Genomic DNA, 15,052 nt, shown 5'->3' with positions numbered 1-15,052 from the left:
CCCCTCCGTGCCTAACGGAGGCTCGGGCGGCGGCGCCGACCGGAACGCCATGGGTGTCTACGCCATCTCGGTTGCGGCGGAACTCGTGGGCACCGGGCAACAGAACATTCGGCAGTACGAGCGCAAAGGGCTGCTGACTCCTGAAAGGACCGACGGCGGCACTCGCCGCTACAGCGAACAGGACCTTGCTACGCTGCGCAGGATCGGCGCGCTCCTGGACGAGGGGCTCAACCTGGCCGGCGTGAAGCTCGTGCTGGAGTTGGAAGCCGCAAACCGGGGGCTGACGGAGGACAACCGGGGCCTGGCCGACCACAATCGCGAGCTCCGGGCGGACAACAAAGGGCTGCGGAAGGATTTGAAAGAGGCCCGCACGGAACGGGACGCACAGACCGGTCCGGGCACACACTGAACCCTGCCTCATCAGGCGGGCGGGCCCGGGTCGCTAGCGGACGCGCGCTCTGATGACTGGTGCTATTTCCAGAGTTCCAAGCTTTGCCAGTCCGTAGGAAACCCCATGTTCCCCTCAGGGCAAACGAGTTGCGTTCCGTCGGGGGCCAAAAGCTTGATGTCGAGCTTCCTAACCTGCGTCTTGAAGGTCATATGCCACCCGGAGCCACTCGAGTGTGATCGAAGCATGAAGGCCAAGGCCGCAGCGTAGATGTAGAGCCTCTGATTCGGCTTAGGTGTGGCAGTAAAACCCGGCTCAAGAAGATGATTAAGCAAGTCCCCCTGAGTTTCGTGGCTCCTGAGGGACATCGATCTTTTGAAAGCACGGTTGAAGAGACGTGAGCCATGAGCACAGACATTGCGTAGGTCCACCATCATGCGGAGCACAGCGCCAAACGGGCGCGGGTGGACAAATCCAAACATGCGCGCAACCTCGCGGGCATCCGAAGTCTGCATGAGGTCGAAGAGGAATGGAAGCTTACCGAAACTTAGCACTTCGGTTACAGCCCAAATTGGTACAGCCTGGTGTGGATATTTCAGCAAATGGTGGGCGATAAAGTCCTCATCTTCGCCGCCGGACCGCACTGCGTCACGGCACGTCTCCAACCACGCTTCAAACTTGGTCCTGTCGCCACTTGGCTGATCGCAGATCTGCTCGTCGAGGTATTCCCTGGATACGTGCGCGGCGACATTCTTAGCTGCCAAAGTGTGCGCGATCGCCGCCCTCACTCGTACCTCAAAATCCAAGAGACCCTCGAGGCACACTCGCGCCAGTTTGAAATCAAATGCCTCCAGCTTCATCACGTGCTCAAAGCTGGCGCCAGGAATGTACTCGTCCTGTCTGTACTCACGCTTGCGTTCGTCCACTTCGTCTGGCGAAAGCAACTGCCGGAAAACGTACCGGTACGCGCCGGATCGAAAGTAGCCGACGCGTATCAGAAAATTGAGTGCATCGGCCGCGTTAGGGACGGCAAGTCCGCGGACTTCCAGTTGCCGAATCAACTCATCGCGCTCTTTGAAATCCTTTGTGTACTCCACGCTTCACCGTTGACAGGGAAATGAAAATCGCCCCCTTGAGCCGAGGCTCAGAGGGGGGCGATGTCTGATGTCTAGAATCTATCACGATCGACTGACAAATATCGGGTCAGCTGCGGAGCACGTTCAGCGTGCGGCTCTGACCTAAAGAATTGCGGTCATGCCGTTCCAGCCCTGACCAATAACGCTGCCGATGGGCCACTTCGCCCCACCACTACCAGAGAAAAGCCACAAGGCACCGGACGAGTCGCGAGCCATCACATCAGGTTTGCGGTCACCGCTGAAGTCGCCTGGACCAAACACGGCAGTCATGCCATTCCAGCCTTGGCCGTACTGCACTTGGGGCAGCCAGCCGCCAGCGCCGTTCCCTGGATAGAGCCACAGACGACCACTTGCATCGCGTGCGGCTACATCTGACGCACCGTCAGTGTTGAAGTCCCCTACTCCAAGAATGTCTGTCATTCCAGACCATCCTGATCCAATCTGCACCCGGGTCAGCCACCCTCCCTTGCCATTTCCGGGATACAGCCAAAGGACGCCACTGCTGTCTCGGGCGGCTACGTCGGGGTAGCCGTCTCCGCTAAAATCGCCGACGCCCGTAATGGCAGTCATGCCGTTCCATCCCTGTCCGGCTTGAACCCTCGGCAGCCAACCAGCCGCGCCATTCCCGCCATACAGCCACAGCACGCCGGTGTTATCGCGGGCAAGAATGTCCGACTTCCCGTCCCCATTGAAATCACCCGGGGCGAGAAGGGCCGTCATGATGTTCCAACCCTGACCGACCTGCCGCCGATCGAGCCATCCGGCCGCGCCGTCACCGGGATAGAGCCAGAGCGCTCCGGAACCGTCGCGGGCCAAAACGTCGGCGCTTCGATCGCCATTGAAGTCATTCTTTACCGGTTGTGGATCTGCCGGCTGAATGACAGTCACCGAAGCGCTGCCGCTGTTAGCTACGTACGTAGTACCTGTGTATTCGTGGACGGCCACGGCCACGGGCTGGGCTCCAGTTCGGACGACAACCGACGTGTTGGAAGAATCGATGACGGAAACCCCGCCCCTGCTCAACGTTGCGTAGGTTCTGTGGCGGGTGGAGTCCACTGCTAACGATGTGGGCTGGCTGGGAAGGCTGATCTGGGCGATCTTGCTCCTCGTTGCTGGGTTGACCAGCACCACCGACGAGTTGCCCGTAGCACCCAACGATTCGACATAAACGGTGCCAGTCCACGAGTCGACGGCCACCTTCCCAAACGTTTCGTTGGCCTGATACAGGTTGCTTGCGTGATTGGACTCGTCAACAAGTCCCACTTGGCTCTGCGGGCTGTCGATGAAGCTTCCCGCGAGCGTCCGGTAAACCTCGTTGGTTCGGGTGTTCACAGCATGATCGACGGCGTTGCCTGCACCGAAGACATAGACGGTCTTGTCATTCGTTTGTCCATCGATGACCGTGAGAACGCCATCTGTGGTGACGAAGATCTTGTTTCTCGACGAATCGATAACCACACTCCTCGGAGTGGAGGTGTAGTACGGGATAGTCACCGTCGAATGGCCCGTCCAGGGGTCGATGACGGTGATTCCATTGCTGAAGGCGACATAGATCTTTTGGGTGACTTGGTTGACAGCCACGATGCGAGGATCGGGGCCGGTCTTAACCGTTCCCACCACCGTGGTGCCATCGACGATGGCCACCGAGCCGTCAGCACCTGCCTTGCCTGCAACACTCACATAGGCACGGCTGCTTCCCTGGGTCGCAACACCTTGAGCAATGCCACCTACATCAACTGTGGTTGCTTTTCTCGTGTCCGCGTCGATGACGGACACCCCGCTGTCGGTGGCAACGTAGACATCCCCATTGCCGGCGACGGCAATGTCATGCGGGGCCGTGCCGACCGCAATATCGAACGATGTGGAATCAGCAACTGCCGGCGAGCCAACCAACAACGAAACGGCCAGTGCCCCCACAACGGCGAGGGCCGCCGTCGAGCGCTTTCGGCCCGTTTTCTTCAACCCGGACACAGACGAACCAGACGCGACAGAGTTCATGAGACCCCCAAGAAATGAGACGCGACTGCCGCGTCGATGAGCGGAGTCTACATGGCTGTCAGGAAACTCACAGAATCGCCGTCATCCCATTCCACCCCGTACCGACGCGCGAAGCCCAAGGCCACCTGGATCCGCCTTGCCCCGAGTACAGCCAAAGCTCCCCAGCGGCATTTCGCGCCAAGATATCGGCCCGGCCATCACCGTCGAAGTCGCCGGGGCCAACAAGAGAATTCATGGTGTTCCAGCCTTGCCCGATTGCCTGGCGAGGCTGCCAGCTGCCGTAGCCGTTCGGCGGGTAGAGCCACAGGGCTCCGGCGCCGTCGCGGGCCGCGATGTCTGACAGGCCGTCGCCGTTGAAGTCGCCGACCCCGGTGATCTCGGACATGTCGGACCACCCTGAACCAACCCACATCCTGGGCAACCAGCCACCGCTGCCATCTCCCCGGTATACCCAAAGGGCACCACCACGGTCGCGGGCTGCAACGTCTGTGAACCCGTCGCCGTGGAAGTCAATCCCTTCGATCGCGCTCATGCCCTCCCAGCCACTGCCCACCTGCACCCGCGGTTTCCAGCCTGCGGAACCGTTACCCGGATACAGCCAGAGCAATCCGCCGCCATCGCGGGCGAGCACATCAGCATGGCCGTCGCCGTTGAAGTCGCCGGGAGCAAGCAGTGCGGTCATGACGTTCCATCCCTGCCCGACCTGGAGGCGAGGCAACCAGCCACCCGAGCCGTTGCCCGGGTAAAGCCACAGCACGCCGGAAGCTTCCCTAGCCAAAACGTCGGCAAAACCATCGCCGTTGAAGTCGTTCTTAACAGGTGCCGGCACCGTTCCATCGATCACCGACACGGAGTCGCTGCCATTGTTGGCCACGTACGTTTTGCCGGTGGAGGGGTTCACGGCCGCCGAAACCGGCTCCTGCCCGGTGTACACAGCGGAACTGCTGTTGTCGGCGCCATCAATGATGGTGGTTCCCCGGCCGGACATAGGAACGTAGATCTTGTTGCTCGCTTGATTCACCACGATGTCACGGACAAGCGAGGGTGTGATGATCTGCGCAATTTCAGTCAGGCTCGCCCCGTCAATGACTTTGACGTAGCCGTCTGTTGAGTTGCTGTCCGCCGCCACGTAAATCCTGTTGGTGGCAGGGTTGACAGCCAACATCCCCACCTTGCTGGAAGACTCGTACTTTCCCGTGGTTTTATCGGTCGCGCCGTCAATCACACTCACGCCGGCACCGTACCTGCCAAGCGTGGTGTAGTAGATCTTGTTGGTTGCCTGATTGACTGCGAGGGCGCGAATGCCCCCAGCGCCGATGATGACGTCGCCGGTAACGCTGCCACCAGCGTTGATGACCCTGATGGTTCCGCTGGAGTTCACGTAAACCTTGTTGGTGACAGGGTTGACCACGATGTCCTGCGCACCCCCGGATAGCGGAACACTGGTAACTGCGTTCGTAACACCATCGATGACGGCAACGCCGGAAGCGATACCGACGTAAATCTTGTTGTTCGTTTCGTTGACAGCAACGACACCGGCCCCGGAGCCCACCGGCACGGACGTTACGGCGCGGGTCACACCGTCAACCACGGCAACGGATCCACCAATCTCGCTGACGTAGATCTTGTTTGTCGCCGTGTTCAATGCAACGTCCACAGGCATGTCACCTGAATACAAGTCGCCCCCGTCAGAAACGCCATTGATGACGGAAACGCCCTCAAACGTGGCAACATACGCCTGGTTCGTCAAAGGGTTCACGGCAATTTCCCCAGGCTGGTCCCCCACAGGAACAACGTTGGTCACCGCGTCAGCCAGTGCCGGCGGTGCTGTCGTTGTCAACGAACCAACGGTTCCCACCAAAAGCGCCAGCGCCAGTCCGACGGCGACAGGCCGCACCGCTGCCAGGCGCCGTCGTACGCCCACTCCCCCAAGCGCGCGCGAATGATCCCCAACAGCACCCATTTTGACCCCCAAAAGTCGTGACGCCCCAGCGCGTCCATGCGGGAAGTCTACGCGGCCCTCCAACAGCGATGAAGACTCCTGTTAACCAACTCTTCCTCCACAGGCCACCCGTTCGAACCCCCAAGGCCAACCGCTCCGACCACCGTTGAAACCGTGAGGATCGCAATCGTCGCCGAATCATTCCTGCCACTGATGAATGGTGTAACCCATTCGATACTGCGGGTGCTGGAGCATCTGCAGGCGCGCGGGGATGAGGTGATGGTGATCGCTCCGTCGACGTCGGACACCGATGTTTCGAGCGTCGTCAAAGGTGCGTATGTGCACAGGCTTCCCTCAGTGCCGCTGGCCGGTTACACGAATGTGCGGGTTGCGTTGGGTGGTGTGAATCGGGTCAAGCGAATCCTTGCCGATTTCGCCCCCGACGTCGTTCATCTCGCCTCCCCGTTCGTCCTGGGCTGGCGGGCTGTGCAGGCTGCCGATCAACTCGGGATCCCGACAGTTGCGATCTATCAAACCGAGGTCCCCAGCTACGCTGCCCGCTATGGCGTGCCGTTCCTGGAGAACTGGGCGTGGAACCGCGTGGACAACATTCATCTTCTTGCCACCCGAACCCTTGTGCCGTCCACGTTCGCGCTGAACCAGTTGCGCGGACGCGGCATCCTGCGCGTGGATATGTGGCGCCGCGGCGTGGATACCGCACGCTTCAACCCCGCGAAACGTTCGACGGCGTGGCGCAGCTCGGTAGCACCGGACGGTCACCGGATCATCGGCTACGTCGGCCGCCTCGCCGTGGAGAAGCAGGTGGAAGACCTCGCCGTGCTGTCGGACCTGCCGGATACGAAGCTCGTGATTGTTGGTGACGGTCCGCAGCGGGAAGCACTCCAAACGGCCCTCCCGAACGCGCACTTTGCTGGTTTCCTCGGCGGGGATTCGTTGGCGCAGGCTGTGGCAGGCTTCGATCTCTTTGTTCATCCCGGCGAGTTCGAGACCTTCTGCCAGACCATCCAGGAAGCCATGGCGTCGGGCGTTCCTGTGGTTGCGACGGGCCGCGGCGGCCCCCTCGACCTCGTGGAAAACTCCCGCACAGGCTGGCTGTACGAGCCGGGGAACCTCACCCAACTGCGCGACTACGTGCAGGACCTGATGGGCGACGACGCCAAGCGCCGCGCGTTCGCAGCGGCAGCAACCGCGTCGGTCCAGGGACGGACGTGGCCCGTGCTCAGCGCCGATCTGGTACGGCATTACAACGAAGTCATCGCCGGCATTCCCAGCGAAGCCGGCCCCACTGAATTGACCTCAAGCAAAGGACCCTCCTCATGAAGATCTCCGTGATCGGCTGCGGCTACCTCGGCGCCGTCCACGCCGCAACGCTCGCGTCCATGGGACACACCGTGGTGGGCATCGACGTCGATTCCCACAAGGTTGAGCAGCTCAACAAGGCGCTGGCTCCCTTCCACGAGCCCGGCCTGGACGAACTTCTCAGCGATGGACGCACCACGGGCCGGCTGAAGTTCACCACTGATTTCTCAGCGGCAGCCGACGCCAAAGTCCATTTCCTCTGCGTGGGCACGCCGCAGTCCAAGACCTCTGACACGGCCGATCTCTCCTACCTGATGAGCGCCACGAAGAGCCTCCTCCCCCACCTGGCCAAGAGTGCCGCCGTCGTGGGTAAATCAACGGTGCCGGTAGGCACTGTGGAGACGCTTCGGGCGATCCTGGCCCGACGCTCGGACGTCCTGCTCGGCTGGAACCCCGAGTTCCTGCGTCAAGGCACAGCCATCAAGGATTCCCTGGTTCCTGATCGTCTGGTTTACGGGGTTCCTGGCGGCAAGGGTGCCGCAGCCGGAGCTCCGGTGACAGCCGTTCTGGATGCCGTGTACGAGCCGCTGATCAGCGCCGGGATCCCCCGTTTGGTCTGCAACTTTGCCACGGCGGAGCTGATCAAGTCGGCGTCGAACGCGTTCCTGGCCACGAAGGTCAGCTTTATCAACGCGATGGCAGAGCTCTGCGATGCTTCGGGTGCTGACGTGGGCGAGCTCAGCGAGGCGATGGGTTTGGATCCGCGCATCGGCAACCGGTACCTGCACGCCGGGCTCGGATTCGGCGGGGGCTGCCTGCCCAAGGACATCCGTTCGTTCCGCGCCCAATCGCGCGAGCTTTCCGTTCCGTCCGTGGACCGATGGATGGCCTTGGTGGACACCATAAACCTGGACCAGCGCACCCGTGCCGTGGATGTGGCAAGGGAAATGTGCCGGGGGTTCCTGTCCGGCAGAACGGTGACAATCCTCGGCGCAGCGTTCAAACCCGACACCGACGACATCCGCGACTCCCCCGCCCTGGACGTCGCGCAGCAACTCGCTTCTGCCGGCGCACACGTAACCGTCACCGATCCCAAAGCCATCAACAACGCTTGGATCCGCTACCCGCAGATCCGCTTCGAAGCCTCCACCAAGCGCGCCCTTGAGGGCGCCGAACTGGTGCTGTTGTTGACCGAATGGGACGAATATGTGTCCCTCTCGCCATCGCTTGCGGGTTCACTGGTACGACGCCGGATGGTGCTGGACGCGCGGAATGTACTGGACGCCGAGGCTTGGCGGAGTGCGGGGTGGACCGTCCGCGGGTTGGGGACGGGAGCTTCGGTGGTGGCGGAGGAAATGTTCCTCTAGCCGGCTCGAACTCCCGGGAACATCACGACAAGCACTGCCGTTATCCACATTGTAAGAAACCTTTTTCCTTACAAGGAGGTAGGGCGATGAGGTGGCGTGGCCGGGGTACCCCCAAAGGCCTTGTTGATCTCACACCGGATGTTGGGCTGACTACCAAGGACCGCCCGCACCCGTGGAGCAGGTATGTGGCGCTTGGGGATTCCTTTACCGAAGGGATTGGGGATCCGGAACCAGGAAGCGTCGGAGGGCTGCGCGGCTGGGCTGACCGTGTTGCCGAAGAACTGGCAGCTGACAGCCCGGATTTTGCCTATGCGAATCTGGCGGTTCGCGGCTTGCTGATGCAGCAGATCCTGGACCGGCAAATCGGTCAGGCCCTTACCCTGAAGCCGGACCTAATCACTTTGTCGGCAGGCGGGAACGACATGGTGTTCCATGGCAGTGACCCGGACAAGCTTGCCAGCAAACTTGAGACCGGCGTGAGCCTCTTGGCTGAGACCGGCGCGACGATTGTTTTGTTCACAGGACCGGACTGGGGATCCACCCCGCTACTGGGGCGCAATCGTGGCAAAGTGGCCATCTTCAACGAGGACGTTCACGCTATTGCTGCCCGCCACGGGGCAGTCCTCACAGATCTTTGGGCCCTACGACAACTCAGGGACCCGAGAATGTGGGACCCTGACCGGCTGCATCTCTCCCCGTTGGGTCATCACACCGTGGCCATTGCTGTGCTGGACACACTCAATGTGCCCCATACCCTCCGGCCGTTGGAACCCAAAGAGCTACCGGAAAGCAGCTGGCGTCAAGCACGGGCAGGTGACCTGGCATGGGCAAAGACATACTTCTTCCCTTGGGTGTTCAAACAGCTCCGACCGCACGGTCCCGGGGAGGAACGCCTGGCGAAGCGACCGTCCGCAGGTCCGGTTTTCGAGAGTGAGAAGGCCTCGGGAGCGTCCGCGGCTCTTCTGGAGAGATAACTTTGGGTGCCTCAACGCTGGCCAAGCACGGGGCTTCCAGCAAGGCCAAGGGCGTCTTAACAACGATGCATGTTGGGCGTATTTTATTTGTGTAGATCCGATCGAGGCCCCGCCCGGGGGTCGGTCCGCGGGGCCTGGTAACAAACAGGAGGCACCACGATGAGCAATCTACTTCGTTGGTCGGCCAGTGACATCGCCGATCCTGTCCGTCGGTTCCTTGAAGGAGAGGCCGGCTCCTGGCTCCGTGTGGAGGAATACCGGGACGGCGGATCGATGGTGGTCAAAGCCGAAGTTCCAGGCATCAATCCTGAAAAGGACGTCGATATCACTCTCTCCGGTGACGAGCTGCAGATCCAGGTCCGCCATGAGGAAAAGTCCGAGCATAAGGACAAGAGGGGATACCGCTCAGAATTCCGGTACGGCACTTTTTCCCGAACCGTGAAACTTCCGACGGCGGTCTCCGAACAAGACGTCAACGCCTCCTATACGGATGGCATCCTCGAAGTGCGGATTCCGATGCCGGAGCAATCGGAGAAGCAGGCACGCAAGATACCCATCACCCGCGCCGCTTCTTCGGGGGCCGGCACCAGTCCCAGCACCGGGCCCACCGAAACCCGTTAGACCGTAGCCTGGTGCGTACACCGGGCAAGATCCCCTATTGGCAATTCAATCTTCGGGAGCTCACGGTGGACACCGGAGTGATGACGGCTTATTTCGTCGGTTATCTCATAACGGCAATCACGGTGTTCATTTTTTGCCTGCCAGCCATAGTGCTCTTTGTGATTCTGTTGCTGGTGGCAGGGGCACTTCGGGTGTTGGTCTGGCCACTGGAACTGGTGTTCCGGAAACTGCGCCGGCACCCGAAGGAAACCCAAACTGACCAATCGTGGTTGTTGGGCTCAGGTTAGGAGGAAAGATGATGAAGATCGGACAAGAGCCGGAAACACCGCGCGAAGTGCCGGAGGCCGATGCGCTTGAACAGCAAACGCCCGTCCTCCCGGAGGCTTCTGAGGAGTTCGAGTTAACGAAACCGCTACCCGATGATGCCCCTGAGGCCGACGTCCTGGAGCAGCGTACAGACGTGCTTCCCGGCCGGTCAGCATTTTCACGGCTCGCAGGCGCATCTGAAGCAGAGGCTGCGGAAGCAGATTATATCGAGCAGGCCCTCGCACCCTCCTTCGAAGAGGATGACGACTACCGCGATGACAACGAGGAGTCCGGCTAGAAGCAGCCCCCACACCCTGTGCTAAGTCATAGAAGACTTCTCCTGTTGGGGCCCGTGTGACCGGTGTTACTGTCGCTCCACGCGCCTTTCGCATGGGCGCACTTTAAGGGGGCAACACATTGCACACACAACTTTCGCGCGCCGGAAAACACTCGCTTTTCGGCGGCAAATCGTCAGGGAGTTTTCGCGGTAAAGCACTCGGAATCACGGCCATCGGGTCACTGATGATTCTGCTGGCCGGTTGCGGTTCGGGATCCATGGGAGCTGCTGGATCCGTGAGCAGCACCAAGGAATCGACGTCAGCTTCTCCCTCGCCTACGCCTACTCCAACGCCGAGCCAGATAGCCGGGAAAGCCTGCGCCGCTGAGAAGAACATCCAATCTGTGGCCGGCGAAACGTACATCTGCACGATTGATCAATCCGGAAATCTCGTCTGGCTGGACTCCGCAACAGCAGGAAAGCTTTCTGATCAACGCGCTGCAGACGTTGCGGCAAAAGCCGCGGCAGAGAAGGCGGCAGCGGACGCAGCCGCGAAAGCTGCAGCGGACAAGGCCGCGGCTGATAAGGCTGCCGCGGACAAACTCGCTGCCGACCAAGCAGCCGCTGCCAAAGCAGCGGCAGACCAAGCTGCAGCCGATCAGGCTGCTGCCGCCGCTGCCAAGCCTGCCCCCGCCCCCGCCGTTCAAAGTGGCTGCGACCCGAACTACGCCGGCGCCTGCGTACCCATTGCGTCCGACGTCGACTGTGCTGGCGGCAAAGGCAACGGACCTGCTTATGTCCGAGGTCCGGTGACAGTGGTTGGTTCTGACATTTACGGCCTGGATAACGACCACGACGGAATTGGTTGCGAGTAGTAGCCTGTACAAGATGGTCTATGCACAGATAGTCTGTGCGTAGACCATCTATTTCAGGAGGCAATCATGTGGGACTACGAGCACAGCATTGAGACGAGCGCGTCACCGGAGGCGCTCTGGCGGCTCTGGGCAGACGTTGAGAACTGGGGGTCCTGGAACGCCGAAATTGAACGCGTTGAAATCGATGGCCCCTTCGCGGAGGGTTCGCAGATCCTCATGACGCCACCCGGGGATGAAGCCATCCAGTTGCGCATCGCTGAGGTGGTAGACGGCGAGCTCTTCGTCGACGAAGCACGCTTCGATGAGCTGCTGATCCGAACCGCCCACCGCTTGGACAAGCTCGACGGCGGTCGAGTCCGGGTCGTCTACAAGATGGAGATCACCGGTGCCGGCGCCGACCAGGTTGGCCCCGAGATCGGGCCTGCCATTACGGCCGACTGGCCGGACACCATGGCTTCGCTCGTCGAACTCGCCCAGCGCTGATGCCGCTCAGCCCGGGCGAGAGTCCCGGATTCCTGCTGTGGCATGCCACCCTTCGCTGGCAGCGTGAGATAGCTGCGGCTCTGGCTCCGCTCGGCCTCACGCACGTGCAGTTTGTACTTCTTGCCTGCACCTGGTGGCTCAACAAAGAAGGCGAACATCCCAATCAGCTCGCCGTTGCCCGCCAGGCCGGTACCGACGTAAAGATGGCATCGCAGGTCCTTCGAACCCTGGAGCTGAAAGGCCTAATAGAGCGCGAGGTCGACCCCTCGGACACGAGGGCCAAACGGCTACGTGTTACTGAAGCAGGCTCTGAGCTGGCTCCACGCTCAATCGAGGCAGTGGAGCTCGCGGACGCCCAATTCTTCGAGCCAGCGCCCGCCGGGGAGCTGGTACCGTTGCTGAAAAGGCTGGCGCATCCGAACGACTGATTGCTTGCGTCTGGCTAGCCCTCGCCCAGGCGGCGCTGGACGTCGAGGAGGAACTTGATGCCGGCGTCGGACAATTCACGCTCATACTGGCCCCATTTTTCTGAGCCCCAAAGCCTTAGGCAGAGGAATGCGCTGTGGACGTCCTGCTCCAATTCGCGAGCTACTTCGATGGGTATATCGGCGCCGTTCATCAACCGGAGGCCGCGCTCGTTGAGCGCCAACTGGACTACTTGGGTACTCAGGTTCCATGGTGGGCGACTACCGGATACTTCCCAGTGCAGTTTGAGTTGGGTAACGACATCCAGTCCCGCACCGTCAGGTGATGCCAAACGGTCAGCAATGTAGTGCCACAACATTGCTGGCTTGTTTACCAGTTTTCTACCCGCTGGGGTCAGGACGAGCCTGCCCTTGTCCTTTCGCAGGAGTTTCCATTCCTGCAAGTGTTCGCGGACGATGCGCACTGGGGCAACGTTGTACTCCGTGGAACTGCTTCCGTGCAAGACCACGTGCCATCCCAGTTCAGTCATTGCCCGCTTGACAACGATCGGCTTCAGGTAGCCAGCCGATGTCAGAGGGAATCCATCAAGCTCCGCCTCTTTCAAGAACCAAAGAGCTGGCCCCAGAACAAACTCCATCTCGTCAGGGGTTACCTCGCCTGGCCAGAGCCGCTGCGCCAAACGATTCAGCTGCCCGTTAACGGAATCAAGGTCGAAAGCGCGGGCGTCGAACTTTGATGCCCTCTCCTGCGTTACCAGCTCAAGCCACTCAACAGCTGCCGCATGCTCTGGGTGCTTTGGATCTCCGACCACCCGCACAACGTTGGCGTATCCATACACTCCCCCGGAGTCCTCGACGGGGCCACGCATTGCGCCGCCTGTGCATGTGATCCTCGATTCCTGAACCACAGCTCGCCCCACGACTTCGATTTCGTGAGTCCAGTTGTCACCAAAGTCGTAGTCGTATTCAAGGCACGACTTTCCAGGCTGGCTTGAGTCGAACAACTCGTGCAGTTCAACACCGGCGGCCTCCTCCGCGCCCACAGGCGGATCGTCATCTTCGGCGACCCTGGTGATGATCCGCTTCTTGCCGTACCGGTCATGGCCGGCCACGGCGTAAAGATGCGCGTTCTTCCAATCAAATGCGCATTGAATCGCACTGTGAAGCTCGGCAACCGTGGCGCTTTCCGGGAGAACGAGCTGCCGCCAAATCAGCGGGTCCGTTTCACTGATGGAAATGCGCAGCTCGACGGCGGGAACTTGGGTGGGTGACTCCATGCGCCAATTCTGCCAGCGCCCTTGGAGCAGGGCGCAATCGCGTCCCACCACCTAGTCTGTCCCGGCAAACACTCATTTTTGGATTGATGCACCGCCAAAACCGCGAAATTACGCCTATTTGAACACCTAGAGCAGAGGAACGAACACCTAGACCGCGATTCCCGGCCATAGTCTCCTCTTGTGCCTTCGGGACGGGAAACCCGGTGTCCGGCGGGAACCCCACTCGTCCCAGGCGAAGAAGGCACGACGGCACGGCTCCACCGAAGTACCCCCAGGTGGAGTCGTGCCCAGCCGGCTGCTGGACCAGCCGCTTCTGGATCAGGGCCTATCGAGGGCTGGACAGAGTCCGGCGCAAACGGATCACCCGGAACACGATGCCCACCACGAACATCAGCACACCGAGCCCTACAGACAGTGGCGGCAGCGTAGCAACCAAAGCCACGCAGGCAACGGCTCCAGCCACTTGAAGGGCCTTCGGGTACCGGCGGTCCTCTGCGGGCTGGGTAAAGGCGGCGATGTTTGCCACTAAGTAATAAAGCAGCACACCGAACGACGAGAAACCGATGGCGCCCCTGAGGTCAGCTACGGCAATGATCAGGCAAATTACCACGGCCAGCGTTGTTTCCGCCCGGTGGGGAACCTTGTAGCGAGGATGAACGGCCGCGAGCCAGTGCGGGAGGTCGTGCTCGCGGGCCATCGCCAGGCTCGTCCTGCCCAGCCCTGCGATCAGCGCGAGGAGCGCCCCCAAAGACGCAACTGCGGCTCCGACCCGAACAATCGGAGCAGCCCAAGACATTGCACCAGCAGTGACGGCATCGGCGAGGGGTGTCGGGGTCCCGGAAACACCGTCCGGCCCCAAGGCAGCCAACAGCGTGACGGCTATCAGCGCATAGATGACGATGGTGATTCCCAGGGCGATGCTGATGGCACGAGGTATGGTGCGGCGGGGCTCCCGAACTTCCTCCCCCATGGTGGCAATCCTCGCGTATCCAGCGAAGGCAAAGAACAACAGCCCGGCCGACTGCAAGATGCCGTACCAGCCGTGCGCCAGCAGCCCCTCACCCACAAAGTTGCTGAAGTCAGGTCCGGAACCACCCCAAACGGCCGCCACCGCAATGGCCAGAGCGGTCAGGACGGCGATCACCAAAATTCGGGTAAGTCCCGCTGTGCGAGTCACTCCGTGATAGTTCACAGCAGTCAAAATTACGACGGCGGCAATCGCCACCGGGCGCTCCCAGCCAGCCGGTGCTGCATAGGCCGCGAAGGTCATGGCCATGGCCGCGGCGCTGGCCGTCTTGCCGATCACGAATCCCCACCCGGCAAGGAAGCCCGGCCAGGGCCCAAGCCGCTCACGTCCGTACACGTAGGTTCCGCCGGAGGTGGGGTACCTGGCAGCGAGCTGCGCGGAGGACGTCGCATTACAGAAGGCCACGAAGGCGGCAACCACCAGACCAATAAGCAGCCCGGATCCGGCAGCTGCTGCGGCTGGTGTGAAGGCCGCGAAGACCCCGGCGCCAATCATGGAGCCTAAGCCAATGAGGGAAGCATCAAACGTGCCGAGGCGGCGAGCCAAGGCCGGGGAATTGCTCACGAGAACCCTTCACGCATCAAGGTCTGAGCTCTACCGGTGTCACCGGAGACTCGTACTGGAAGATACGTTCAG

Annotated in this window: 15 protein-coding genes; 10 read left to right on the top strand and 5 right to left on the bottom strand. The window is 61.1% G+C overall.

Annotated elements, in window-relative coordinates:
* Window positions 1-49 precede the first annotated feature (49 nt).
* Window positions 50-409, top strand: a complete 360-nt coding sequence (locus tag LDN90_RS05685; protein WP_223949244.1) for a MerR family transcriptional regulator — start codon at window positions 50-52, stop codon at window positions 407-409.
* A 62-nt stretch (window positions 410-471) separates the two neighbouring features.
* On the opposite strand, the gene LDN90_RS05680 is transcribed toward LDN90_RS05685, so the two are convergent.
* The 3 genes from LDN90_RS05680 to LDN90_RS05670 all read right to left on the bottom strand — a co-directional run bounded on the left by LDN90_RS05680 (window position 472) and on the right by LDN90_RS05670 (window position 5,485).
* Window positions 472-1,485 carry an Abi family protein gene (locus tag LDN90_RS05680; protein WP_223948301.1) on the bottom strand — a complete coding sequence of 338 codons (1,014 nt, stop codon included), beginning with the start codon at window positions 1,483-1,485 and terminating at the stop codon, window positions 472-474.
* 141 nt (window positions 1,486-1,626) lie between these two features.
* Window positions 1,627-3,522, bottom strand: coding sequence for an FG-GAP-like repeat-containing protein (locus LDN90_RS05675; RefSeq protein ID WP_223948300.1), 1,896 nt, complete (start codon window positions 3,520-3,522; stop codon window positions 1,627-1,629).
* A gap of 67 nt (window positions 3,523-3,589) precedes the next feature.
* Window positions 3,590-5,485: an FG-GAP-like repeat-containing protein gene (locus LDN90_RS05670; protein ID WP_223948299.1), complete on the bottom strand. Its 1,896-nt coding sequence runs from the start codon at window positions 5,483-5,485 to the stop codon at window positions 3,590-3,592.
* A gap of 153 nt (window positions 5,486-5,638) precedes the next feature.
* On the opposite strand from LDN90_RS05670, the gene LDN90_RS05665 reads away from it, so the two are divergent.
* From LDN90_RS05665 to LDN90_RS05625, 9 genes are all read left to right on the top strand, one after another.
* Window positions 5,639-6,805: a glycosyltransferase family 1 protein gene (locus LDN90_RS05665; RefSeq protein WP_223948298.1), complete on the top strand. Its 1,167-nt coding sequence runs from the start codon at window positions 5,639-5,641 to the stop codon at window positions 6,803-6,805.
* The gene (locus LDN90_RS05660) at window positions 6,802-8,151 is read left to right on the top strand and encodes a UDP-glucose/GDP-mannose dehydrogenase family protein (RefSeq protein WP_223948297.1); all 1,350 of its coding nucleotides are present in this window, start codon (window positions 6,802-6,804) and stop codon (window positions 8,149-8,151) included. The genes LDN90_RS05665 and LDN90_RS05660 overlap by 4 nt, the downstream gene beginning before the upstream one ends.
* An 86-nt stretch (window positions 8,152-8,237) precedes the next feature.
* Entirely contained in the window at window positions 8,238-9,125 is an 888-nt protein-coding gene (locus tag LDN90_RS05655) for an SGNH/GDSL hydrolase family protein (RefSeq protein WP_223948296.1), read from the top strand.
* Between the two features lie 159 nt (window positions 9,126-9,284).
* Window positions 9,285-9,746, top strand: coding sequence for an Hsp20/alpha crystallin family protein (locus LDN90_RS05650; RefSeq protein ID WP_223948295.1), 462 nt, complete (start codon window positions 9,285-9,287; stop codon window positions 9,744-9,746).
* A gap of 11 nt (window positions 9,747-9,757) precedes the next feature.
* Entirely contained in the window at window positions 9,758-10,033 is a 276-nt protein-coding gene (locus LDN90_RS05645; RefSeq protein WP_223948294.1) for a hypothetical protein, read from the top strand.
* Between the two features lie 8 nt (window positions 10,034-10,041).
* On the top strand, window positions 10,042-10,350 hold the full coding sequence (locus LDN90_RS05640) for a hypothetical protein (RefSeq protein ID WP_223948293.1): 309 nt from the start codon (window positions 10,042-10,044) through the stop codon (window positions 10,348-10,350).
* Between the two features lie 119 nt (window positions 10,351-10,469).
* Window positions 10,470-11,204: a hypothetical protein gene (locus LDN90_RS05635; protein ID WP_223948292.1), complete on the top strand. Its 735-nt coding sequence runs from the start codon at window positions 10,470-10,472 to the stop codon at window positions 11,202-11,204.
* A gap of 66 nt (window positions 11,205-11,270) precedes the next feature.
* A complete protein-coding gene (locus tag LDN90_RS05630; RefSeq protein WP_223948291.1) occupies window positions 11,271-11,687 on the top strand; it encodes an SRPBCC family protein in 417 nt (138 codons plus the stop codon).
* Window positions 11,687-12,115 (top strand): MarR family winged helix-turn-helix transcriptional regulator, encoded by a 429-nt coding sequence (locus tag LDN90_RS05625; RefSeq protein ID WP_223948290.1) that lies wholly within the window; start codon window positions 11,687-11,689, stop codon window positions 12,113-12,115. The genes LDN90_RS05630 and LDN90_RS05625 overlap by 1 nt, the downstream gene beginning before the upstream one ends.
* Window positions 12,116-12,129: 14 nt before the next feature.
* Here LDN90_RS05625 and LDN90_RS05620 read toward each other — a convergent pair whose 3' ends face one another.
* Both LDN90_RS05620 and LDN90_RS05615 read right to left on the bottom strand, forming a co-directional pair.
* Window positions 12,130-13,389, bottom strand: coding sequence for a plasmid pRiA4b ORF-3 family protein (locus LDN90_RS05620; protein ID WP_223948289.1), 1,260 nt, complete (start codon window positions 13,387-13,389; stop codon window positions 12,130-12,132).
* A gap of 325 nt (window positions 13,390-13,714) precedes the next feature.
* The gene (locus LDN90_RS05615) at window positions 13,715-14,980 is read right to left on the bottom strand and encodes an APC family permease (protein WP_223948288.1); all 1,266 of its coding nucleotides are present in this window, start codon (window positions 14,978-14,980) and stop codon (window positions 13,715-13,717) included.
* Between the last annotated feature and the right edge of the window lie 72 nt (window positions 14,981-15,052).

This window comes from Arthrobacter sp. NtRootA1 (genome assembly GCF_019976975.1).
Taxonomy (GTDB): domain Bacteria; phylum Actinomycetota; class Actinomycetes; order Actinomycetales; family Micrococcaceae; genus Arthrobacter; species Arthrobacter aromaticivorans.
This window is presented reverse-complemented; position numbering and strand designations above follow the sequence as displayed.

Coding starts and splice junctions, on each gene's coding strand:
- LDN90_RS05675 (WP_223948300.1), bottom strand. CDS start 3,522: ATGAACTCTGTCGCGTCTGGTTCGTCTGTGTCCGGGTTGAAGAAAACG.
- LDN90_RS05640 (WP_223948293.1), top strand. CDS start 10,042: ATGATGAAGATCGGACAAGAGCCGGAAACACCGCGCGAAGTGCCGGAG.
- LDN90_RS05620 (WP_223948289.1), bottom strand. CDS start 13,389: ATGGAGTCACCCACCCAAGTTCCCGCCGTCGAGCTGCGCATTTCCATC.
- LDN90_RS05660 (WP_223948297.1), top strand. CDS start 6,802: ATGAAGATCTCCGTGATCGGCTGCGGCTACCTCGGCGCCGTCCACGCC.
- LDN90_RS05625 (WP_223948290.1), top strand. CDS start 11,687: ATGCCGCTCAGCCCGGGCGAGAGTCCCGGATTCCTGCTGTGGCATGCC.
- LDN90_RS05685 (WP_223949244.1), top strand. CDS start 50: ATGGGTGTCTACGCCATCTCGGTTGCGGCGGAACTCGTGGGCACCGGG.
- LDN90_RS05670 (WP_223948299.1), bottom strand. CDS start 5,485: ATGGGTGCTGTTGGGGATCATTCGCGCGCGCTTGGGGGAGTGGGCGTA.
- LDN90_RS05655 (WP_223948296.1), top strand. CDS start 8,238: ATGAGGTGGCGTGGCCGGGGTACCCCCAAAGGCCTTGTTGATCTCACA.
- LDN90_RS05630 (WP_223948291.1), top strand. CDS start 11,271: ATGTGGGACTACGAGCACAGCATTGAGACGAGCGCGTCACCGGAGGCG.
- LDN90_RS05650 (WP_223948295.1), top strand. CDS start 9,285: ATGAGCAATCTACTTCGTTGGTCGGCCAGTGACATCGCCGATCCTGTC.